This is a genomic window from Nostoc sp., assembly GCF_036916985.1.
In the GTDB taxonomy this organism is placed as follows: Bacteria; Cyanobacteriota; Cyanobacteriia; order Cyanobacteriales; family Nostocaceae; genus Nostoc.
On sequence record NZ_JBALFD010000066.1, the window covers coordinates 103,270 to 125,986 of the forward strand.

A 22,717-nucleotide genomic window follows, 5' to 3' on the forward strand; every position below is an offset into this window, starting at 1 on the left:
GCTAGCCTCTCCCTTTGGGAGAAGGGGAGACGCTAAGAGCGATAGCGCAGCGTTAGCGAGTCTGCGAGCGTCTGGGGGTTTCCCCCATGAGTGACTGGCGTTAGCGCAGCGTTAGCGAGGAACGAGCGTCACCCGTAAGGGTCATTAGTCATTGGTCATTAGTAACTAACAAAGGACAAATGACTCAGAATATTAGTTATATGTGAGTCTAATATTTTACAACTTTAAGGTAATTGGCAAAAGAGGTGAATTGCCTGCCAAATTTCTTCCATGACATTACCCAAGGCGTGATCGCTGTCGAGTTCGACTAACTCCACCCAAGGACGAGAACGCGCAAAGTCACGACTAGCTTCGACAGGAATGACTTCATCCTTTTTGCCGTGCAAAATTAGCGTGGAGATAGGACGTTGCAAAAGTTTTTCTTGGTATTGAGCAGCATCTATGACGAAATCGTAACTTAAAGGAATTAATCGCTTTTCCCCGTAGTGGTAGACCATGAGATATTTTTCTTGCTGCCAGCGCTGTACTTCTTCATCTCCTAACTTGGGCAACCAATGGGATAAAAACCCAAAAGCTGGAGCTAGCAAGACTAAGCGTTGCACTTGTAAATTTTGCTGTCCCAAGTGGGCGGCGGTCAAACCACCCAAACTTGAGCCAATCAGCGTTACTGGTGTAGAATCATTGTTGAATTCTGCGGCAACTTGAGCGATCTGACGAGTGATTGTCAACTGAGAAAAATCGCCAGCATTGAGATCGGGAATTTTCAGCTTTGTGTGAATTTGGGTAAAGCGATCGCTTATATCCAGTGCTTTGGCAGAATTAGGGCTAGAAGCAAAGCCATGTAAATATAAATATATATATTGAGTAGGCATTCAAATTTTCACATTAAGATCATCCTTAGTCATTGGTCATTGGTTTTAGACAAAGGACAAATGACAAAGGACAAATGACATACTTACCGCATTGTGACAAATTCCTCTGCGGATGAGGGATGGATACCCACAGTGGCATCAAAGTCTTGTTTAGTTGCGCCCATCTTGACTGCGATCGCTACACCTTGGATAATTTCAGCTGCACTTTCACCTACCATGTGAGCGCCTAGAACTTTATCGGTGTTGCTATCAACCACCAACTTCATCATTGTCTTTTCTTGCTTACCAGTCAAACTATAGTACATAGGGCGAAAACGAGTGCGAAAAACTTTTACAGCATCACCGAGTTTTTCCCGTGCTTCGGCTTCTGTCCAGCCGACTGTCGCGGCTTCTGGGCTAGAAAATATGGCTGTGGGAACAGTTGCGTGACTGAATTCGCGGCGGTTATTCCCGAACTCGCTATCGGCAAAGGCACGACCTTCGCCAATGGCCACGGGAGTTAAATTAATTCGGTCAGTGACATCGCCAACAGCAAAAATATTCGGTTGACTAGTTTGACTATATTCATTAACTGCGATCGCATTTGTGGTGGGATATCCAGGCCCTTCGATAGAACTAGCGACAACATCAACCCCAGCGTTTTCTAAACCTAATCCATCTACATTGGGAGTTCGACCGGTAGCTACTAAAAACACATCGGCAATTACTGGTTCTTGGTCTTCCCCTGATAAAGTCAGTTTGAACCCTTCCGGCACGGGTTCAATTGTTTTTACCACATTATTCTTAATCAAGCGAATTCCGTGGTTTGTCATCCCCTCTTCAATTTCTGTACGGATATCCTCATCAAATCCCTTCAAAATCTTTTCACCTCTGGTAATTTGTGTCACTTCAGAACCCAAACCACGCATGATACAGGCAAATTCCGTGCCAATATAACCAGCGCCAATAATGACGATGTGTTTTGGTTGTTCTTTGAGATGAAAGATTTCGTTAGAGGTAATGCCATGTTCCATCCCTGGTAAATCTGGCTTGATGGGACGCCCACCAACAGCAATTAAAATTTTGTCTGCTGTAATTTTGCGGCCATCAACTTCTACTGTGTGGGGGTCTACTAATGTGGCGCGACCAGAAATTAGTGCCACTCCGGCTTTTTCTAAGAAGCTGATGTGTAGTTGCGACAGTCGTCGAACTTCCTTATCTATAGATGTAATGAAATATTCCCAGTCAAACTCCGCATTACCCACTTTCCAGCCATAGCCTGAAGCTTCACTGAATAGTGCAGGAAAGTGAGAACCGTAGACCATGAGTTTTTTGGGAACGCAACCGCGAATCACACAAGTGCCACCAACTAAATCATATTCGGCGATCGCTACTTTTGCACCGTAGCTAGCCGCTCGTTTGGAAGCCGCCAAACCTCCAGAACCCGCACCAATTACAAATAGGTCGTAATCAAAAGTCATAAATTTATGTTCTCTCTAGCAAAAAGTTAGTTCCTGGGAACTTACACACAGAATCTAATGGAACTATATAAGGATATCTGGTGAATCCTGTGTAAGTCCTGTCCTTGATTTAATCTAGCGTTAGCAGATGCTATCTGGTCGTAGGGAATATCACTTTTTGCTTTAGTGGCTGTAGAGGCAAGAGTTAATACTTGTTATAATTCTGCTCCTAGTGTTGGGTATAAATTTACGTTTATGTGGTTGGTCTTGTCGGTGTAGGTACTGGAGTTGGAGTAGGTATTGGAGTTGGAGTAATTACTGGAGTTGGTTCTATTGGAGTTGGAGTAATTACTGGAGTTGGTTCTACTGGAGTTGGAGTTATTGGAGTAGGAACTACTGGAGTTATTGGAGTCGTTACTAGAGTTGGTTCTACTGGAGTTGGAGTTATTGGTGTATGCACTGGAGTTGGTGTAGAAACTACTGGAGTTGGTGTAGGAACTACGTTATTATTCTGGGTGCTTACATTATTATTGTTATTATTTCTTCCAGATCGCCGCTGCTCAGTATTTGACAGGACTTGTCCTATATCCCCAAAGAAATTTAATGGTGAATCATCTTTAATGGGGTCTACTGAGGAATTGTCTGTAATAATGTCGTCGGTAGAGGAAGTTGAAGTACTAGTAGTTAGCTCTGCAAAAGATGGGTTTTCAACTACTCCCTCACCTGTTATCGGCGTCTGTGCGTTCAAAGCTGCAACAGTTTCAGCTTGAACGCTAGCGATCGCCGGGTCGGCTGTAGGTGTAAGATTTTGCTTAGTTAAATCAAGCCCCCGCACCATCTCGCTGGTTTCATAAAAATTTCTGAGATCAAAATCGTATAAACCCTGAAATTTGCCTTTAACTATAACTATCATCTGTCCTGCTTGCAGCACTTGAGTTTGAGAAGCTTCTTTATTAGAAACTTCAATGCCGCTATTGGTCAGCGCCCCCACAATTGTGGTATCTGTTTCTTGGTTGTAGCGTACAAATAATGCTGAACCACGAATTGCTGCTGCTGCACTTGGCGTTTGTATAAGTGTTTGTCCCCTTCCCGGTGGAATCAGTAGCAATGCAGTTCCGTTTGACAGTCTAAAGCTGCGAGTCTTTGGTAAAAATTGAAATATAGCCTGTTCCCCAACTCGTGCTAAAGAGCCGTCGTTAAAGCGCAAGTCTGCTAAAGAAGCTTGACCGGTTGACAAACCATCACCAGGAGTCATTGCATCTGATTTGCGTGCAGGACGTTTCTTCTCTCTATTTCTAGGTATCAGTTGTACCAAGTTACGGAGGCTCTGAATCTCTGCTCGCGTCAGAGGAGTTATGGCATTTACCTGATTTGGCAAAGGCAATACTACAACTCCCCATAAAGCAATTACTAATAGTGGAAACGATTTATGAAACATAGTTTGAGAATTTGCGAACTTCAACTAGTACCAAAACAGTTAAAGGTTTAAGCTAGTGCTAAATTGTTATGTAGCAATCCGATTTGATTTTTGAACTTATTTGTGTAGATAGGGTGTAAGGAATCAGGCTTTTTGAGTTGCACAAAATTTTTCAAAAATCAAATAGAAGTCTTATAGGAAGTTTTTTTGGGTAAATTTATCTGGATTTGAGTCTACATTTACATACATAAAATAAATCATAAATAAACTATATGTTTAGTTTCGTAAAATTTTTATTCCGAAACTGACATTGTGTATATTAAAGTCTGTGGAAGATTTAAAAGCTAGTATTTGATTAAATTCCATCACAAACTTTCTCGGAATATCTCAGTTTGGTAGAGAAAATCCGGGAAAAAATCTGAAAAGCAGCAATTTTAGTTTGTAAATTAAGTATATACCTACAAAGCTCAGATAGATGCACTCAATTGTATCTTTTGAGTCGGAACTTCCGATGCGGGTTGTGGGACTACATTTGCCAAATGCGATCAAACCAGATGCGACTCAATAACTGGAAGAATTTGTTTTTTTGTATTTTGTTAGCGTCCAGTGGTGGAAGCTGTTGTTGCATTCGAGTAGATGCGGCAGAATCTACAAATACGTTAAATCTGGCACAGCAAAAACTAGAAACTACTCAAACCCCAGGCCAAACGAAAGAACCAGAAGATACTCAAAAGCAAAATGATCCGCCACCGCTAGAATCGCAGCCAAGTAATTTGCCTACTTCCGACTCAAAAGAGCAAATATTAAATACGCCGGAGATAAATCAGTCTCAAAGGCTAGAGAGGCTAATGCAGCTGCTACGATCGCCAAAACGGCCACCTAAGTCCGATCGCGATCGCGAATTAGGGTTACGGGTGCGGTTACTACCTCTAGAACAGCAGCCACCACCACCGAAAGAACAACCCGTAGTTAAATTTAAACCTATCGGCTATCTACAGGCCCATGTAGGCTACTTCCAGACGAGTAACATTTTTTCGTCAAATGATAGTCCCATCGAAGATGGTTTAATTTTTTCTGGACTGACACTAGCCTCAGCGTATTTCCCTTTGGGATCTAAGACTTATTTAAACGGCTCAATTGATGGCAATCTCATTCGTTATATAAATCAGTCACAATATCATTACAACCAGGTAAGATTTAATCTCAGTATTTACCAGCAGTTATCGCGGCGAATGTACGGAGAAATCAGTTGGAGCAATCAACAGTTATTTTATGCCAACAACAGCGATCGCCTCGATAGCTTCAAAGCAGGCGATCGCTTTTTAAATGAAAATTCCCTACAACTGTCTTTAGGACGGCGAGATCCCTTAACTCCAAGATTAACCCTAGATAGCTTCTACGAATTGAGTGTAAATTTTTCTGATCCCCAAAGTCGTAATCGGATCATCAATTCCTTTTGGGTTTCTCTAAACTACTACTTGCAAAAGCCTCTCCAGGTTGGTATCGACTACCAAATGAACTTATCAGACTTTACCGAGCGCGATCGAGAAGACCAATTTTATCGGCTATTTGGGCACTTAAATTACCAAATATCCGATACCGTTAATATGAATATGCAGGCTGGAGTAAGTTTCGGTAGTTCAACCGCCGAAAACATTGATTTTGATGGCTGGTTCTTCAGTATTAATTACAATTTCCAATTAGGTCAGTTTTGAGAAGAGTTAGGAGTTAGGAGTTAGGAGTTTGAAATTAAAAACTGGCTTCAATTCATAACTCTTCACTCATAACTCTTCACTCCTAACTCATAACTATAAATAAGAAATCCAATCACTCCAACTGCCAGCATAAAGTTTACCTTTGCTAATGCCAGCTAATTCTAGAGAAAGTAAATTCACACAAGCAGTGACGCCAGAACCGCAATAAACCAAGATTTCTTCGGCTGTTTCTAGCTTTTCCCAGCGACGACGTTGTTCTTCTTGAGGGAGTAGGTAGCCGGAAGAGTCTGTAACTTCTTGCCAAGGATAATTGACTGCACCGGGAATATGTCCGGCGATTTTATCAATTGGTTCTCGTTCTCCTCGGTAGCGATCGCTCTCTCTTGAATCTACTAATACTACCTCATCGCTGTCTTTGCGGCTTTTCACCGCTGTAATATCTACCACCTTTTCTGTTTGTACTTGAGCTACAAACTCACCCTTTCGACGATGAGGAATAATATCTGTAACAGAATATCCAGCTTTTTGCCATCCAGCAAAGCCGCCATCCAGTACTGCTACTTGCTCATGTCCAAGATAGCGCAACAGCCACCATAAACGAGCCGCAAAAGCAAAGCGCGAATCATCATAAGCTACAACTAAAGTTTTTTGGTAATCTACCCCAATTGCTGCCAATTTGTTAGCTATATCATTGGGGTTAGGTAAAGGATGTCTCCCGCCATGCTTACCCACTGGACTGGAAAGATCCTGATTCAAATCTAAGTAAGATGAACCTTCTATATGACTCGTTTGATACTGCTGTTGTCCTAATTGTGGATCGGCTAAAGAAAAGCGACAATCCACAATAACGACTTGCGGATCTTCTCGATGTTCAAACAGCCAAGTTGGCGAAACAAAAAATTGAGTATTGGGCATGGGGCATTTCTTAACAATTCAAAATTCAAAATTCAAAATTAAAGATATTTCAGTCGGGGTTTCTCAAGACAAACCCCGACTGAAATGGGTGCTACATGTAGATTGCAGGTTCTTAAACCCTTTAATTTACGGGAAAATAGTTCCTCATTTTGCTTTTTTCTAAGTTCTGAGTGAATAAGTTAGATTTACTACTCATGCACGGGCTAAACGCCCTGCTATTGCTAACAGCACTCACTATTCAGCACTCCTGAAGGGCATTGGTAATTATTTAGTTTTTTTGTCAGATGTCAGACTTAGAAAATTTTACACCTAAGCTAACAGCAGATGGTTCTTTCACCTTTGTCTCTCAAGAGTTTGGTGAATCTTTTCACAGCCATCATGGAGCTATGCAGGAGAGTTTTTGCAAGTTTGTGGAACCTACTCAACTAGCTACAGCCGCTCAAAAACCAGTCTTGCGACTATTGGATGTTTGTTATGGTCTAGGATATAACACAGCTGCGGCTTTGCAGACAATTTGGGCAGTGAATCCTAGTTGTTTTGTTGAAGTAATTGGCTTAGAACTGAATCCAGCAGTGCCACAAGCAGCGATCGCTCATCACTTGTTCGACAATTGGAACTGTAACTATATTGAAATTTTAAAAAAGCTAGCTTGTGAGCATCAAGTGCAAACGCCTTACCTGAAAGCAAAGCTACTAATTGGCGATGCTAGAAATACGATTGGGCTAGTACATCAATCGGGTTTCTGGGCAGATGCAATTTTCCTCGATCCCTTTTCACCACCCCAATGTCCTCAATTATGGACTGTTGAATTTATTAAACAAGTGTCATTGTGTTTACATCCAGATGGTTTGTTAGCCACCTATTCTTGTTCTGCTGCTGTACGCACAGCACTTTTGTCTGCTGGCTTGGTGATATATTCTACCCCACCCGTAGGAAGGCGATCGCCTGGTACTATGGCAGCACATTCTCGGATTGCTGAGTCTAAAAACCATTCAGCACTCACCACCCTCTCGCAAGCTGAAAAAGAACACTTACTAACTCGTGCTGCTATTCCCTATCGCGATCCTCAATTGAGCGATCCAACTGAAGTAATAGTGATGCGGCGACAACAAGAGCAACAAGCTTCTTGTATGGAAGCTACCTCCCGTTGGCGAAAAAGGTGGCTGTTGGGAACACAAGGCAGGGATTTTATGGGAAATAGTTTGTAGTTCGGTTGCGATGTTTACGACAGGCTACGCCTACACAATTAATTCCAGAAAATTTAGACATTTTTTTGCCAAAATTTCTGATTTCGTTTCCAGATACTTAGGTAACAAGTTTTTACGAGCCAAATAGCTTGATTTTATGATAGTATTCAAGATTACATCCGGCTCAACAGTACTCGAGTATTGCTATAACTGAGTAAGTAAAAACATATATACCTAATGATTACCATAAAAATTTGAAACTCAAAACCCGATATCTCACATAGAGCAGGCAACTATAAAGCTTTATGACGCACTAGGTTAAAAAATCTCCGTAAAAAACCTGATTTAACATTTGTGCCAATTCATCATACTGGAATTAGAAGCAAAAAATGTGACAACAAGATAGACCTTGTTCTTAACATAAAAAATACATGCTGCAAAAAACTCAGATAAGCAGCTTGACATCATGCATAATCCATATCGAAACTCTGGCTCAGATACAGTCGAATCTTAAGTTTGTTTGTTGTTTAAATCTGACACTGTTAACTTGTGCAAAAACTTGGAGTGCCTTTGTGATTCAATGGAAATCCAACCATACAGGCTTTACAGAACAAATTGTTAGTGGGTCAAACCCCATTAGCATAGTGAAGAGTATCGGTTCAAATCATGCCGTAGGGTCGCAAAATACGGAGACTTCTTTAGGCTTATCTCAAGAAGACCTGATGTTTGAAGATAGTCAACCAGCGTCTTCTTGGATAAAGGCTGATGTTAATTGTGGTGATAATTTATTAGTCTCTAGAACACTACAAACTAAAGGTTCCAAGGTGAATGGGTTTGATTTAGATCCGCCGAAAGTTTTAGTCGTTGACGATCATGCCGCCAGTCGGATGACTGCTGTTGCCCTCTTGGGGATGGAAGGATACGAAGTTATTGAGGCAGACAGTGGTTCTATTGTTGTGGGATTGGTAACTCAAAAACAACCAGATTTGATTTTGCTGGATGTGATGATGCCAGGAATGGATGGATTTGAGGTGTGCCAATTGCTCAAACAGGATGAGCAAACTAGGCTAATTCCGGTAATTTTTATTACAGCATTAAATGACAGGCGATCGCGCATTCGGGGAATTGAAGTTGGGGCAGATGATTTTCTCACCAAACCCTTTGATCGTGTGGAACTGGCGGCGCGTGTAAAGTCATTAGTACGGCAGAAGCGTCTAAACGAAGATTTAGACCATGCCGAACAAGTGCTATTTTCCATTGCCATGTCTATTGAAAGTCGCGATCCAAATACGGGCAACCATTGTGAACGCCTAGTACAACTGGGACAAGTTTTTGGTGAATATCTCAGCCTGTCACGCTACCAAATTCGAGATTTGAGGTGGGGTGGTTATTTGCACGATATCGGTAAAGTTGGTATTCCCGATGCAGTACTGCTGAAAAAAGGCGAACTCACCTCTGAAGATTGGCAGATTATGCAGCAGCACGTTTTGATTGGAGAAAAAATCTGCCAGCCATTACGCAGTATGCGGGGTGTAATTCCCATTATTCGCCATCACCACGAACGTTGGGACGGCTCAGGCTACCCTGATAAACTCCAAGGGAATGATATTCCCTATCTGGCGCAAGTATTTCAGTTAATTGATATTTACGATGCCCTAACCAGCGAACGACCTTATAAAAGAGCTTTTCCTTCAGCAGAAGCACTTTCGGTAATGCAAAAAGAAACTGATTCCGGTTGGCGTAATCCCAAACTAATGCAGCAATTTGTAGAGTTTATTCGCTCCCGTCAAGGAAAAAAGTAGGGAGTAGGGAGTAGGGGATAATAATTTGTCGCTGCTGTAATGACTGCGAAAAAGTATTATAATCTCCAACTTTTACCAAAGCAGTTGTCTTGACTACTTTGATATTTTACTCTTCTATGATTAGCTGGTATGATTTGAACCTATATTTTAAAGTACCAAAAGCATTAATTATAATTTCACTGATAGCTAATAGCTAATTTATGGTAGTTGTAGCAATTCTAGCGGCAGGACGCGGCACACGGATGAAATCACGCTTACCCAAGGTTTTACATTCTTTGGGTGGGCGATCGCTAGTAGAGAGAGTTCTCGAAAGTGTAGAACCACTTGCGCCCTCACGGCGAATCGTGATTGTGGGATATCAGTCCGAGGAAGTGCAAGCCGCCATGCATTTAATTCCCAACTTGGAGTTTGTCGAACAGACTGTGCAATTGGGGACAGGTCATGCTATCCAGCAATTACTTCCTCACTTGGAAGGTTATACCGGGGATTTGCTGATACTTAACGGCGATTTACCGTTAATACGCAGCGAAACCCTCAAGCAGATGTTACAAACTCATGCCCAAAATCAGAATGCTGCTACCATTCTTACCTCGCACCTAGCCGACCCCACAGGCTACGGGCGCGTTTTTTGTAACGATGAAAATATTGTGCAGCAAATGGTCGAACACAAGGATTGTACTGCTGCTCAAAGACAAAATAACCGCATTAATGCTGGAGTTTATTGCTTCCACTGGCCAGATTTGGCAAAGGTGCTTCCCCATTTACAGGCAAACAATGCCCAAAAAGAATACTATCTCACTGATGCCGTGACTCAAGTCGGACAAGTGATGGTAGTAGATGTGGAAGATTACCAAGAAATTCTCGGCATCAACGATCGCTTACAACTAGCAACAGCAGCCGAAATTTTGCAAAGACGAGTCAAGGAAAAATGGATGTTGGCGGGTGTCACCCTCATCGACCCCACAAGTATTACCATTGATGAAACCGTAGAATTACAGCCTGATGTAATTATTGAACCCCAAACTCACCTGCGAGGAAATACGGTAATTAAAACAGGAAGTCATATTGGACCAGGGAGTTTAATTGAAAATAGTCTCTTAGCTGAAAATGTCACAGTTCAATATTCAGTAGTAACAGATAGCACTGTGCAGACAGGAAGTCGAATTGGCCCTTATGCTCATTTGCGCGGTCACGTAGAGGTGGGTGCTGGTTGTCGTGTGGGGAATTTTGTGGAATTGAAAAATACGCAATTAGGCGATCGCACCAATGCAGCACATTTGTCATATATAGGTGATAGCGTTGTCGGCAATCAGGTAAATATTGGTGCAGGTACAATTACTGCCAATTATGACGGCGTGAAAAAACATCGTACCAAAATAGGCGATCGCACAAAAACTGGTGCCAATAGCGTTTTAGTGGCTCCACTCACCTTGGGAGATGATGTCTATATTGCGGCTGGTTCTACAGTCACAGAGGATGTACCTGATGATTCCCTGGTAATTGCCCGTAGTCGTCAAGTGGTGAAACCAGCTTGGAAGAAGAAAAGTTAGAAATGCAATTCTTCTTTCTACTTCAGCTTCGAGAGAATACAACGTTTTTTGACAGGCAACCGTAGTTTGCCTGTCATTTCCCTCTGATCATAATTCAGTTCAGATAAGCCCAAAACACTTGTAGAGACGGCGATTTATCGTGTCTCGAAAACCCAAAATTGTTGCCAGTAGCCCTTAACCCAAGCGTATTGTACTATAAGTGAATATTTAATTTTCTGAAAGTAATATCTAATTGCGGTCTTGGTACATTTCCCTCTAATTCAGTCTTGTCAATGTTTAGATACGTTTGTCCTGTACTTACTACCAGATGGCAAATTATCATCCAATCACAATCGTTCAAAAAATCTATCTAACAGACTTTGCATTGTTATCTCAACATCCTAAAATCCAATATTTATTAGAAGCTCCTTATGATTATGTGTTGTATGAATTTTATGACCCAATTTATGAGATTATTTTTCATGATGATCCAGAAATTAGATATCAGCAACATAGAGATAGAAATCCTGAAATATATCAAAAAGTTCGCCAGGTAGTGAATGAAGAAGAAAGCTTGTTACAACCACTTCACGATCAATCTAAGCGCGACCGTTATGGGTATCTTATTGGTGGTAGTCATATAATTTGGTATCGAGTAGAAAGAAATCACGAATTGAAGCATTACGATCTTAGAAAACCGGCAGCATTAAACCATAAGTGTATAGATTTCTTTTGTGATAATCAATCTCATCAAATTATAATAACAACTCAGCTAAAGGAAAAAACCCTAAAAACTAAAGAAAAGTATGAAAATGTTATAACAGATTGGTTTAATTGGGTTAAAGTATTGGACAAAATTGAATACATTGGAGAAATAAATTATCAAGACAATAATGCAAACTTAAATATTATATTTAAAAATAATTTTGATGATTTCTTAGTAATACTAACTATTATGTTAAATGCAAAACTTGGTACTAGTCTGGCTAAAAAAATTTGGATTCATTAATCATATTAAATTATATATAGGACTCCCATACGGTTCGGTTAAGGCAAGAGACGCGATAAATCGCCGTCTCTATAAAGGCTAGCCAAATTGACGCACATGTTAACCTCATCTGTTGATACACCACTATTGAGGTTACGCGTACCAACGACATCCCGTATGATGTGGCAAAGCACCTGAACATCATTAGCTGGATAAAAACTTGTTTTTTGTCTAAATCCCACTAATCTACCGTTGTTTTTAAAGATAAATTTTTTGTATCCGTGATGCTATCTTGCAAGTTTCTTATCTACTAAACTGAACAATAAGTAAGTCGGTGCTAATATTTCAAGCTATGTTAAGGAATGTAAATGTAGGGTGTGTTGTCGCGCAGCGCAACGCACCGACGCATGATCAAGGATTCAAGGTGCGTTAGCCTACGGCATAACACACCCTACTTCAAATTTATATTTCTTCATATACATTGAATTTTTCTCACCGACTTACTTAAACCTGATTTTTAAGCTGTTCCATATTCAAATTGCATAAGCTGGGCGTGCAAGATGCCATTAGTGTCAACTTAAGCTGAAACTTCTTTACCAGCCTCCGGCTGGAAATGCTGCTCCTGGTGGCTCTGCCGCCAGTAAAGAGAGGCGGAGCCTCAAAGACAAGCATTCCCAGTCGGAGACTGGGAACAAGGAAATCTAAAAGCTAGTTCTAGACTTGCTTTCACCTTAAGTTGACACCAATGGCAAGATGCCCATCCCACAAGAGTTATGTTTGATTTGATTATGCAATTTAGATGTTTTTTAGCTTATCAGTTGTTCTCTCGTTTTTAAGAGTAAGGCAGATTTTGTAAGAGCTAATGAATAAATACTTAATTAATCGTCTACTAATTGCTATTCCCACCTTAATTGCCATTAGTGTTGTCATATTTACTATTCTGGCATTAGCACCCGGCGATCCAATGGGAGAATTTGCACTCAATCCCTCCATAACAGCGGAAGTTCGGGAAAATATTAGAATATCTTTAGGTTTAGACCAACCGCTCCATATCCGCTATATCAAATGGGTTACAGCTTTTGTTAGTGGAGATATGGGCTATTCTTTTACTAGTCGTAGTCCGGTAATTGGTTTAATTCTCCAACGCTTACCTACAACGCTATGGGTGGTTGGTTCTGCCTACCTTTTTGGCATACTGTTAGCTATTCCTTTGGGAGTAATTTCGGCTCTCAAACGTAATTCTCTGATTGATACGATTTTGACTACTTTAGTTTTTTTTGGGTTTTCTCTGCCAACATTTTTTACAGGCTTACTATTTATTATTATCTTCAGTATCCAATTGAAATGGTTGCCTTTTATCTATAACAGCACATTACAGGTGACAGATTGGCAGAGTTTTATCGCTCAAGTTAAACAATCGATTATGCCAATTTGCGTATTAGGACTCTGGCAGACAGCAATGCTAATGCGTTTTGTGCGTTCAGAGATTTTAGAAAATATCCATCAAGACTATGTGCGTACTGCTTATGCTAAAGGATTACCCAAATTTTTAGTTATCAATCGTCATGTTTTGCGGAATGCGTTAATTCCTGTAGTTACATTAGTAGCCTTGGATATTCCAAGTGTTTTTACAGGTGCTTTAGTTACAGAAAAAGTTTTTCGTGTTCCGGGAATTGGCGCTCTATTAATTGACTCTATCTATAAGAATGACACACCAGTTGTCATGGCAATTACTTTTATATATGCAATTCTGATTGTGATTTTTAATCTTGTTGCAGACATTCTTTATGGTTTATTAGATCCTCGCGTCAAGTACACGAAGTAGCTAAACAATTAAAAATTAAGCATGAAGAAAAAACTAGATTCAGTACTCTGGTTGGAAATTGCATAAAAATTAAATATAGAACATCTGAGAAAGTAGATACTTATGTTGAAACGATCGCCTAATCAAAGTTCAGAACTATCCAAACTTTCAGTTTCTCCAGCATCAACAAATCTTGTTTCCAAACCAGAAACGCCCACAAAAGAAGCATGGCGCAAGTTTCGTCGTAATCGTCAGGCGATGTTTGGTATTGTAGTCTTGCTGATTATAGTGTTAAGTGTTTTGCTTGGGCCATTTATTTATAATATTCCCATCAACAAAATTGACTTTGCTAAATCTACTCTTGCTCCCAGTTGGGCGCATCCATTTGGTACTAATGATTTAGGCCAAGATATATTAGCAAGAGTGTTGTATGGCGGACGAATATCGATCGCAGTCGGAATTTTTTCGATGTCAGTAGCCATAACTCTCGGTACACTCATCGGCGCACTCTCTGGTTTCTATGGCGGCTGGCTGGATATTGCTTTGATGCGTTTGACAGATTTGTGTTTAGCTTTACCACGGCTACCATTATTATTACTAGTAATATTTTTGTTTCGGGATGCGATTAAAGCGATCGCTGGCCCAGAACTAGGTATATTTGTGTTGATAGTACTAGTAATTGGCGGACTCAACTGGATGTCTGTAGCCAGATTAGTCCGAGCTGGTTTTTTGACAGTGCGGGAGTTAGAATTTGTCACAGCAGCGCGCGCCCTTGGTGCTTCTCCTAGTCGATTAATTTGGATTCATATTTTGCCCAACGTGATTAGTCCAGTACTAGTTGCTGCTACTCTTTCAGTAAGTACTGCGATCGTTACCGAATCAACCCTGAGCTTTTTTGGTCTAGGTTTTCCCCCTGATGTCCCAACTTGGGGACGAATGCTTTATGAAGCGCAAAACTTTTTAGAATTTGCTCCCCACATGGTTATTTTCCCTGGTACAGCAATATTTCTCACCGTGCTAAGTATCAACTATATAGGTGATGCTTTACGAGATGCTCTCGATCCTCGATTATCTTAAATTCATTAGGGGTATAGGGGCTTGGTAAGGGGACTGGGCAATACGCTTGGGTTAAAGATTATTGGTGTAGATAATTGGTCTTTCAAGACGCGATAAATCGCGTCTCTACATGAGGTTTTTGGGCTGATTTGTACTGTATTGGGGGACTGGGGACTCAATACGGTTCGGTTAAGCCCAAAATGTTGCAAGGTTTGTTGGGTTTCACTTCGTTCCACCCAACCTACAAATATTCTTAACTTGCCCAGGAGCATTAAGAACAGATTCAACTAAAGCTTGAGGTATATTTCTTCGCTCCATTTCTGTCTGTGCATGACGAGAAATTTTATCCTTCGTTTTTACCCTGTTTGCTTATCAAGCATGGTCTGATTTCGGTATAAGATAAATACTAATTGCTTTTATAATTATCTAAATGGTTTAATTCATCTTCCAAAGAATCTAAATCTTTAGAAGTCGGAATTTTCATACTAATCAAAAATACTATTTGATTATTTTCAATATTTATATTAGTTACATTAACTACTGCTTTATCAGGCGATAAATCTAAACCTGGAACCTTTATCGACTGATTTTTATACCCCGCATCATCGAGCCATTCAGAAATATTTCGCCAATTTTCTAACTTTTCATCAGACTTATCCAACAGACTTTTTACATACCTGTATATAGTTGCACAGAGGTCAGTTTCTACACCTTTCCCATTTTTACCAAGTTTCTCAGCTATTTCAGCCGGACTGAAGCCACAAAGCAAACCGCGCAAGTGTCGCTTTTCCACTGGTGTCAAACGCTTACCTTTCACTGATGATAAATCAGAGTAAAGCGTTTCCAAGTCCCACTGGTTTTCTGCTTGCATAAAGGGTTCATTGCTGGATGCCATAGTCAAATCTTGAAGATTATCTTAAATTTCCTGATGTAATCTTACCATTATCCCTGATGCTAGCTAGGGGATAATTAGCTTTTAATTGCAAGATACTGAGACTAAAGAAATAAAAATCACATTATATTTAGCGATCTATCATGGATAAGCTAGTTGACAAAATCGCGGCATTAGGTGTGCCTGGTCTTGTACTTTTGGTTGCTATGGCTGTGACGGGATGGGCTGGAGCGGCTGCAATAACAGCAGCTTTAGCACTGCTTGGTGGACCATTGGGAATGCTTGGAGGAATTGCTGTACTTGTCTTGCTTGCTCTAATCTCACAAGGATTAGCTGAATATGGATTTGAAGCAATTTTTAAGTCTACTGTAGAGCAACTTAGAACACAAGGGAAATCTAAATCAGATATAGAACGCGAGATTGAATCTTACCCTATTTCAAGTGATTTGAAGTTGAAGATAAAGGATTATTTGACAAGACTTGCATAGCTGAGATACTGTTTCATATCTTATTAATCGATACTTAAAACAACAAAATTGACTATGAACGCTAATCAAGAGCAAGAATTAACTCAAAATCCTGTATCTCAATCAGAGGAAACTAATCAAACGATTCAAGGAGTACAAAAAGCAGATTTTTATAAAAATATAATTTTATTTTTACAACCTATACTATCAGGTTTAAACAAGCTGTTTGTTGCTTTATTTAAACATAATTCCCCATCCAAGCCTGTTGATGATGGAACTTTTTCTCAGAAGACAGAGCGTATTCACGCCTATAGTGATTTTATTAAATCTGCATCTAAATTCATTTGGATTGGTGTTATTTTCATAATCATTATTCAAGTATGGGGTAATTTTTCGCTCAATCACATCAGCGATGCATCTAAACGTAAATCAAATACTGTCACCATTACCATTCCTGAACAAAAGGTATCTCAAATGTCTGATGATGTTGCAAATGCTCTTGGTAAGGCATTAGTTAGTGCCAGAGCATCTGCATCGAATAATCTGGAACAATGGCATGATGAGGTAATGCGACGTGTAGACCATCCGTTTCTCGATTGGTACTAAAATTATTTTACTCAGTGGGGTGTTGGTGTAGAAGCTATTTGGGTAAACATTAGTGCTACTTCAGAAGAAGAAAAAGCTGAAAAATTAATTGGAAGTTTCCAAAATGAATTTACAAAAAAGGTTCTACAACCATCATCAATGCAACTTGAGATGGAACGTTTTACAAGAGAAGCAATTGATAAATATGTATCCGAAGCTAATCAAAAATTAGCAGGAATCCAAAGTCAGTATCAGATTCCCCGACCCGTTTGGGAGCGATTTTTGGAAGGTTTAGCAAGTACAACATATGATACAGGTAGCAAAGAGCAAAATCTCTCTCTTCGCGCACTTTCGCGTGGTACAGGTTATGTAGCTGCAAGTGCAATGATGAAAGCTGTTAGTGTTATTGGTACTAAGAAAATTGCTACGGCAACTGTGAGTAAAGCAACTTCTAAAATAGTCGCTAAGATAGCAACTAAAACTGCAACAAAGGTAGCAACAGAAGGGACAGGTGAAGTTGCTGCTGGACTTTTAGGTTTAGAACTACTTAATCCTATTGCTGGCTTAGGAGTTTTAGCATGGGATATCTGGGATCATTATCATACAGTTAAAGTAGAAAGACCAATTCTAAGAGAAAACCTCAACAATTATTTGAATGAGGTAAAAGACTCATTACTGAATGATAAAGAAAACGGAGTTTTGTCTTCAGTAAATAAATTCCATGATGGAATTTTGGATACTTTAAATAGCAAGCCAATATTGGCTAAATAAAAGTTGGTTGTTCGCCAGCAGATACCAAGTTTCTGTTGTTTTTTGTTTGGTATAACCCGCAATTACATAATTGAAGGCTGCCTATGCTGACTAAATATTTTTTAGTCAGCATAGGCAAGTTTTGTTTTGTAACTGCTTTGTCATTGCTTAATAGCTATTTAGCTATTTAAATATGTAACAATAATTTTACAAACAAGCGAGCAAACACTTTTACACAAAGTCAACAATTACAAAGAAATATTTCGTTTTTTATATCGATTTGTGTCATATAAGCGATAAAATGCCTACTGGGCAAGCATTTTCTGATAAAAAACAGATATTGCCTAAAAGATCACAAGTTACCTGTGGCTGATGATGCCGCTAGGAACTTCCTTCAGAGAACACGCATCAAAGGAGCCGAAGAAGCATGTTCACACACGTCAAGTCCACCATTAGACACATTGCGCCTGATAACTTACGCGGACGTAGTTTAATCAAGGTGGTCTATGTCGTGCTTGAGTCCCAGTACCAGAGTGCTTTGTCGCAAGCAGTTCGCACGATTAACGCGAACAATCCTAACTTGGCGATTGAAATCAGCGGGTACTTGATTGAGGAACTCCGCGACCCAGAGAATTATGAGGAGTTCAAACGAGAAATTGAGAGTGCGAATATCTTCATCGCTTCCCTCATTTTCATCGAAGACTTAGCACAGAAAGTAGTAGCAGCAGTAGAACCACATCGCGATCATCTGGATGTTTCTGTTGTCTTTCCCTCCATGCCGGAAGTAATGCGCCTAAATAAAATGGGCAGCTTTTCTCTAGCACAGTTGGGTCAGTCAAAAAGTGCGATCGCCCAATTCATGCGGAAACGCAAAGAAAAATCCGGTGCGGGATTCCAAGATGGGATGCTGAAGCTTTTGCGAACGCTGCCGCAAGTGCTGAAGTTTTTACCGATGGACAAGGCACAGGATGCCCGAAATTTCATGCTCAGTTTTCAGTATTGGCTAGGTGGTTCTCCAGAAAATCTGGAAAACTTCTTGCTGATGCTAGCTGATAAATACGTATTTAAAGGTTTAGAGAAACAAGATTTTGCACCTTCTACATACGAACAGCCGGTGGTTTATCCCGATTTAGGGATTTGGCATCCTTTGGCTCCCAGTATGTTTGAAGATGTCAGAGAATACCTCAATTGGTATACAGCTCGTAAGGATATTTCTAGCGATCTAAAAGATCCCCTAGCTCCTTGTGTCGGGTTGGTATTGCAACGCACTCACCTAGTTACAGGCGATGATGCCCATTATGTGGCAATGGTGCAGGAGTTGGAAGCATTAGGCGCACGGGTACTACCTGTGTTTGCTGGTGGTTTGGATTTCTCCAAGCCTGTGGATGCTTACTTCTACGAACCAATTACCAAGATACAGTTGGTAGATGCAGTGATATCGCTGACTGGTTTTGCTTTAGTAGGTGGCCCAGCCAGACAAGATCATCCCAAGGCAATTGAATCACTCAAACGCTTAAACCGTCCTTACATGGTGGCGTTACCCCTAGTATTCCAAACCACAGAAGAGTGGATGGATAGCGATTTAGGGTTACATCCAATTCAAGTAGCTTTGCAAATTGCAATTCCGGAATTGGATGGAGCAATTGAGCCGATTATCTTATCGGGTAGAGATGGAACTACAGGCAAAGCGATCGCACTCCGCGATCGGGTGGAAGCTGTCGCCGAACGCGCCTTAAAATGGGCTAATCTCCGCCGCAAGCCGAAACTTGATAAAAAAGTCGCCATCACCGTTTTCAGTTTCCCGCCAGATAAAGGCAACGTGGGAACCGCCGCTTACTTGGATGTATTCGGCTCAATTTACGAGGTGATGAAAGCCCTCAAAAATAACGGCTACGACTTACCAGAATTGCCAGAATCCGCCGAAGCGTTGATGCAAGAAGTCATCCATGACGCACAGGCGCAGTATAACAGCCCTGAACTAAACGTTGCTTACAAAATGTCGGTTCCTGAGTATGAGGCGCTGACCCCCTACTCTCACCGCTTAGAGGAAAACTGGGGGCCACCTCCTGGACATCTCAACAGCGACGGGCAAAACCTGTTGATTTATGGTAAGCAATTCGGTAACGTCTTCATCGGTGTGCAACCCACATTTGGTTACGAAGGCGACCCAATGCGGTTGTTGTTCTCCCGTTCAGCGAGTCCTCACCACGGTTTTGCTGCTTACTACACTTACCTAGAGCAAGTTTGGAAAGCTGATGCTGTACTGCACTTTGGTACACACGGTTCCTTGGAATTCATGCCAGGTAAACAGATGGGGATGTCTGGTGACTGTTATCCAGATAACTTAATTGGCTCAATTCCCAACTTGTATTACTACGCAGCGAATAATCCGAGTGAGGCGACAATTGCCAAACGCCGGAGTTATGCCGAAACAATTTCTTACTTGACACCGCCAGCAGAAAATGCTGGTTTGTATAAAGGTTTGAAGGAACTCAGCGAATTGATTGCTTCCTACCAAACCTTAAAAGATAGTGGACGCGGTGTTTCCATTGTCAACAGCATCATGGATAAATGTCGGATCGTGAATCTGGATAAGGATATTAACCTGCCAGAAACCGATGCCAGAGACATGAGTACTGACGATCGCGATAATATTGTTGGTAACGTCTACCGCAAGTTGATGGAAATCGAGTCACGGTTGTTGCCTTGTGGTTTGCACGTCATTGGTAAACCGCCAAGTGCAGAAGAAGCGATCGCAACTCTCGTCAACATTGCTAGTCTAGATCGTCAGGAAGAAGGACTTCAAGGCTTACCGGGAATTATCGCTAACAGCATTGGGCGTAACATTGACGATATTTACCAAAATAGCGACAGAGGCATTTTAGAAGATGTCCAGTTGTTGCAAGATATCACTTTGGCAACCCGTGCAGCAGTTACCGCCCTTGTCCAAGAGCAAATCGACGCGGAAGGGCGAGTTTCTCTAGTTTCCCGGTTGAATTTCTTCAACATGGGCAAAAAGGAACCTTGGGTAGAAGCATTGCATAAAGCAGGTTATCCCAAAGTTGACACTGCCGCCCTAAAACCCCTACTTGAGTATTTGGAATTCTGTCTGCAACAAGTTTGTGCCGACAACGAACTCGGAGCATTACTCAGAGGCTTGGAAGGTGAGTACATCCTACCCGGTCCTGGTGGCGATCCCATCCGCAACCCGGATGTATTGCCCACGGGTAAGAATATCCATGCTTTAGATCCGCAATCCATCCCAACAACGGCAGCAGTACAATCAGCCAAAATCGTCGTAGATAGGCTTTTGATCCGCAACAAGGCTGAAAACGAAGGAAAATGGCCAGAAACTATCGCCTGCGTCCTCTGGGGAACCGATAACATCAAAACTTACGGTGAATCCCTAGCACAAATTATGTGGATGCTGGGCGTGCGTCCAGTTCCCGATGCCTTGGGACGGGTGAACAAGTTGGAATTGATATCTCTAGAAGAGTTGGGACGCCCCAGAATTGATGTAGTAATCAACTGTTCTGGTGTATTCCGCGACTTGTTCATCAACCAAATGAACCTGCTAGACCAAGGCGTGAAGATGGCAGCTGAGGCGGATGAACCCTTAGAAATGAATTTTGTTCGCAAACACGCTTTGCAGCAAGCTGAGGAAATGGGGATTAATCTGCGTCAAGCAGCAACGCGCGTTTTCTCCAACGCTTCTGGTTCCTACTCGTCAAATATCAACTTGGCGGTAGAAAACAGCACTTGGGATAGCGAAGCCGAGTTGCAGGAAATGTATCTCAACCGGAAATCCTTCTCGTTCAATTCCGATAACCCCGGAATCATGGACGAATCCCGGCAGATTTTTGAAAGTACATTGAAAACTGCTGATGCAACTTTCCAAAATCTGGATTCTTCCGAGATTAGTTTGACGGACGTTTCCCATTACTTTGATTCAGATCCCACTAAGTTAGTTGCAAGTCTGCGCGGTGATGGTAAAAAGCCAGCATCTTATATTGCAGATACAACCACAGCTAACGCCCAAGTGCGGACATTATCAGAAACCGTGCGTTTGGATGCGCGTACCAAATTATTAAATCCCAAGTGGTACGAGGGGATGCTGTCTCACGGTTACGAAGGTGTGCGCGAACTCTCCAAGCGGTTGGTGAATACAACGGGTTGGAGTGCGACAGCCGGCGCTGTGGATAACTGGATTTATGAGGATACTAATGAAACCTTCATCAAAGATGAAGAAATGCAGAAACGGTTGTTGAACCTTAATCCCCATTCTTTCCGCAAGATTGTATCAACTTTGTTGGAAGTGAATGGACGCGGTTATTGGGAGACTAGCGAGGACAATTTAGATCGTCTGCGCGAGTTGTACCAAGAAGTTGAAGACCGCATTGAAGGGATAGAATAATCCCTAATCATAAATGTAGGGACGTTTTATAGAACGTCTCTACATAAAAAACGGTTTTGACAAATTGTATGGAATGCGGCTAAATGAAAATCAAATATATAATTATAGATATGTATGTCTGCTAAAGATGTCTTTCATGAAGTTGTCAAAACAGCTTTACAGAAAGATGGTTGGCAAATTACTCACGATCCACTCACGATTAGCGTGGGAGGAGTTAATCTTTCGATTGATTTAGCCGCCCAAAAGCTGATTGCAGCAGAACGTGAAGGACAAAAAATTGCAGTCGAAGTCAAAAGTTTTTTAGAAAGGTCGTCTGCTATTTCAGAATTTCATACAGCATTAGGACAGTTTATTAATTATAGAGGTGCATTACGACGGCGGCAACCGGAGCGTGTTTTGTATTTAGCAGTACCTTTAACAACTTACAAAACATTTTTTTAACTTGATTTTCCTAAAGAGATGATAGCAGAAAATCAAGTGAAAATGCTTATTTATGATGTAGAAGAAGAGGTGATTTTCCAATGGATAAATTAACTCAATATCGCCAGCTTGTACAACAGATATTACATGATTATAGTGAGCAAAAACCAGCCTTCGGAAATATAGAAGTTGAAACAATTTTTGATACACAACGTGACCATTATCAAATAGTTCATGTAGGTTGGGAAGGTCAAGACTGGGTACATAGTTGTATTATTCATATTGATATTAAAGGTGGGAAAATTTGGCTTCAGTGGAATGGTACAGAAGATGATATCGCAGCTAATTTGGTAGCTGCGGGAGTTCCCAAGGAAGACATTGTGTTAGGTTTTCAGTCTCCTTTTATGAGACAGTTTACAGAATATGCAGTGAGTTAGGAGATGTTTTGAAAATCTTCAAGCGCAA

The 22,717-nt window shown here is 41.1% G+C and carries 17 protein-coding genes and 1 pseudogene; 13 read left to right on the forward strand and 5 right to left on the reverse strand.

Annotated features, from left to right (window positions below; all coding sequences use genetic code 11):
- Positions 1-224: 224 nt before the first annotated feature.
- From V7L07_RS22375 to V7L07_RS22385, 3 genes are all read right to left on the reverse strand, one after another.
- Positions 225-872 (reverse strand): YqiA/YcfP family alpha/beta fold hydrolase, encoded by a 648-nt coding sequence (locus V7L07_RS22375; protein WP_335061076.1) that lies wholly within the window; start codon positions 870-872, stop codon positions 225-227.
- An 83-nt stretch (positions 873-955) separates the two neighbouring features.
- Positions 956-2,332 (reverse strand): glutathione-disulfide reductase, encoded by a 1,377-nt coding sequence (gene gor / locus V7L07_RS22380; RefSeq protein ID WP_335061077.1) that lies wholly within the window; start codon positions 2,330-2,332, stop codon positions 956-958.
- A 232-nt stretch (positions 2,333-2,564) separates the two neighbouring features.
- Entirely contained in the window at positions 2,565-3,749 is a 1,185-nt protein-coding gene (locus V7L07_RS22385; protein WP_335061078.1) for a FecR domain-containing protein, read from the reverse strand.
- Between the two features lie 533 nt (positions 3,750-4,282).
- On the opposite strand from V7L07_RS22385, the gene V7L07_RS22390 reads away from it, so the two are divergent.
- Entirely contained in the window at positions 4,283-5,443 is a 1,161-nt protein-coding gene (locus tag V7L07_RS22390) for a hypothetical protein (protein ID WP_442936075.1), read from the forward strand.
- 93 nt (positions 5,444-5,536) lie between these two features.
- Here V7L07_RS22390 and V7L07_RS22395 read toward each other — a convergent pair whose 3' ends face one another.
- Positions 5,537-6,358: a sulfurtransferase gene (locus V7L07_RS22395; RefSeq protein ID WP_335061080.1), complete on the reverse strand. Its 822-nt coding sequence runs from the start codon at positions 6,356-6,358 to the stop codon at positions 5,537-5,539.
- Positions 6,359-6,642: 284 nt separating this feature from the next.
- Between V7L07_RS22395 and V7L07_RS22400 the strand changes: the two genes are divergently transcribed.
- The 6 genes from V7L07_RS22400 to V7L07_RS22425 all read left to right on the forward strand — a co-directional run bounded on the left by V7L07_RS22400 (position 6,643) and on the right by V7L07_RS22425 (position 14,745).
- Entirely contained in the window at positions 6,643-7,566 is a 924-nt protein-coding gene (locus V7L07_RS22400; protein WP_335061081.1) for a tRNA (5-methylaminomethyl-2-thiouridine)(34)-methyltransferase MnmD, read from the forward strand.
- A gap of 551 nt (positions 7,567-8,117) precedes the next feature.
- Positions 8,118-9,347, forward strand: a complete 1,230-nt coding sequence (locus V7L07_RS22405; protein ID WP_335061082.1) for a two-component system response regulator — start codon at positions 8,118-8,120, stop codon at positions 9,345-9,347.
- Positions 9,348-9,547: 200 nt separating this feature from the next.
- Positions 9,548-10,897 carry a bifunctional UDP-N-acetylglucosamine diphosphorylase/glucosamine-1-phosphate N-acetyltransferase GlmU gene (gene glmU, locus V7L07_RS22410; RefSeq protein ID WP_335061083.1) on the forward strand — a complete coding sequence of 450 codons (1,350 nt, stop codon included), beginning with the start codon at positions 9,548-9,550 and terminating at the stop codon, positions 10,895-10,897.
- A 307-nt stretch (positions 10,898-11,204) separates the two neighbouring features.
- Positions 11,205-11,885, forward strand: a complete 681-nt coding sequence (locus V7L07_RS22415; RefSeq protein ID WP_334767204.1) for a hypothetical protein — start codon at positions 11,205-11,207, stop codon at positions 11,883-11,885.
- An 841-nt stretch (positions 11,886-12,726) separates the two neighbouring features.
- Positions 12,727-13,689: an ABC transporter permease gene (locus tag V7L07_RS22420; protein ID WP_335061084.1), complete on the forward strand. Its 963-nt coding sequence runs from the start codon at positions 12,727-12,729 to the stop codon at positions 13,687-13,689.
- Between the two features lie 102 nt (positions 13,690-13,791).
- Positions 13,792-14,745, forward strand: coding sequence for an ABC transporter permease (locus V7L07_RS22425; RefSeq protein ID WP_334779275.1), 954 nt, complete (start codon positions 13,792-13,794; stop codon positions 14,743-14,745).
- A 385-nt stretch (positions 14,746-15,130) separates the two neighbouring features.
- Here the strand turns inward: V7L07_RS22425 and V7L07_RS22430 are convergent, their stop codons facing one another.
- Positions 15,131-15,595 (reverse strand): helix-turn-helix transcriptional regulator, encoded by a 465-nt coding sequence (locus tag V7L07_RS22430; protein ID WP_335061085.1) that lies wholly within the window; start codon positions 15,593-15,595, stop codon positions 15,131-15,133.
- A 164-nt stretch (positions 15,596-15,759) separates the two neighbouring features.
- On the opposite strand from V7L07_RS22430, the gene V7L07_RS22435 reads away from it, so the two are divergent.
- From V7L07_RS22435 to V7L07_RS22460, 6 genes and pseudogenes are all read left to right on the forward strand, one after another.
- Positions 15,760-16,104 carry a hypothetical protein gene (locus V7L07_RS22435; protein ID WP_335061086.1) on the forward strand — a complete coding sequence of 115 codons (345 nt, stop codon included), beginning with the start codon at positions 15,760-15,762 and terminating at the stop codon, positions 16,102-16,104.
- 54 nt (positions 16,105-16,158) lie between these two features.
- Entirely contained in the window at positions 16,159-16,689 is a 531-nt protein-coding gene (locus V7L07_RS22440; protein ID WP_335061087.1) for a hypothetical protein, read from the forward strand.
- Between the two features lie 138 nt (positions 16,690-16,827).
- Positions 16,828-17,439, forward strand: a complete 612-nt coding sequence (locus V7L07_RS22445) for a hypothetical protein (protein WP_335061088.1) — start codon at positions 16,828-16,830, stop codon at positions 17,437-17,439.
- 406 nt (positions 17,440-17,845) lie between these two features.
- A complete protein-coding gene (locus tag V7L07_RS22450) occupies positions 17,846-21,832 on the forward strand; it encodes a magnesium chelatase subunit H (protein ID WP_335061089.1) in 3,987 nt (1,328 codons plus the stop codon).
- Positions 21,833-21,946: 114 nt separating this feature from the next.
- Positions 21,947-22,366, forward strand: a pseudogene (locus V7L07_RS22455) (XisH family protein).
- Entirely contained in the window at positions 22,354-22,689 is a 336-nt protein-coding gene (locus V7L07_RS22460; protein WP_335061090.1) for a XisI protein, read from the forward strand. Before V7L07_RS22455 ends, V7L07_RS22460 begins: the two are co-directional and overlap by 13 nt.
- Positions 22,690-22,717 lie beyond the last annotated feature (28 nt).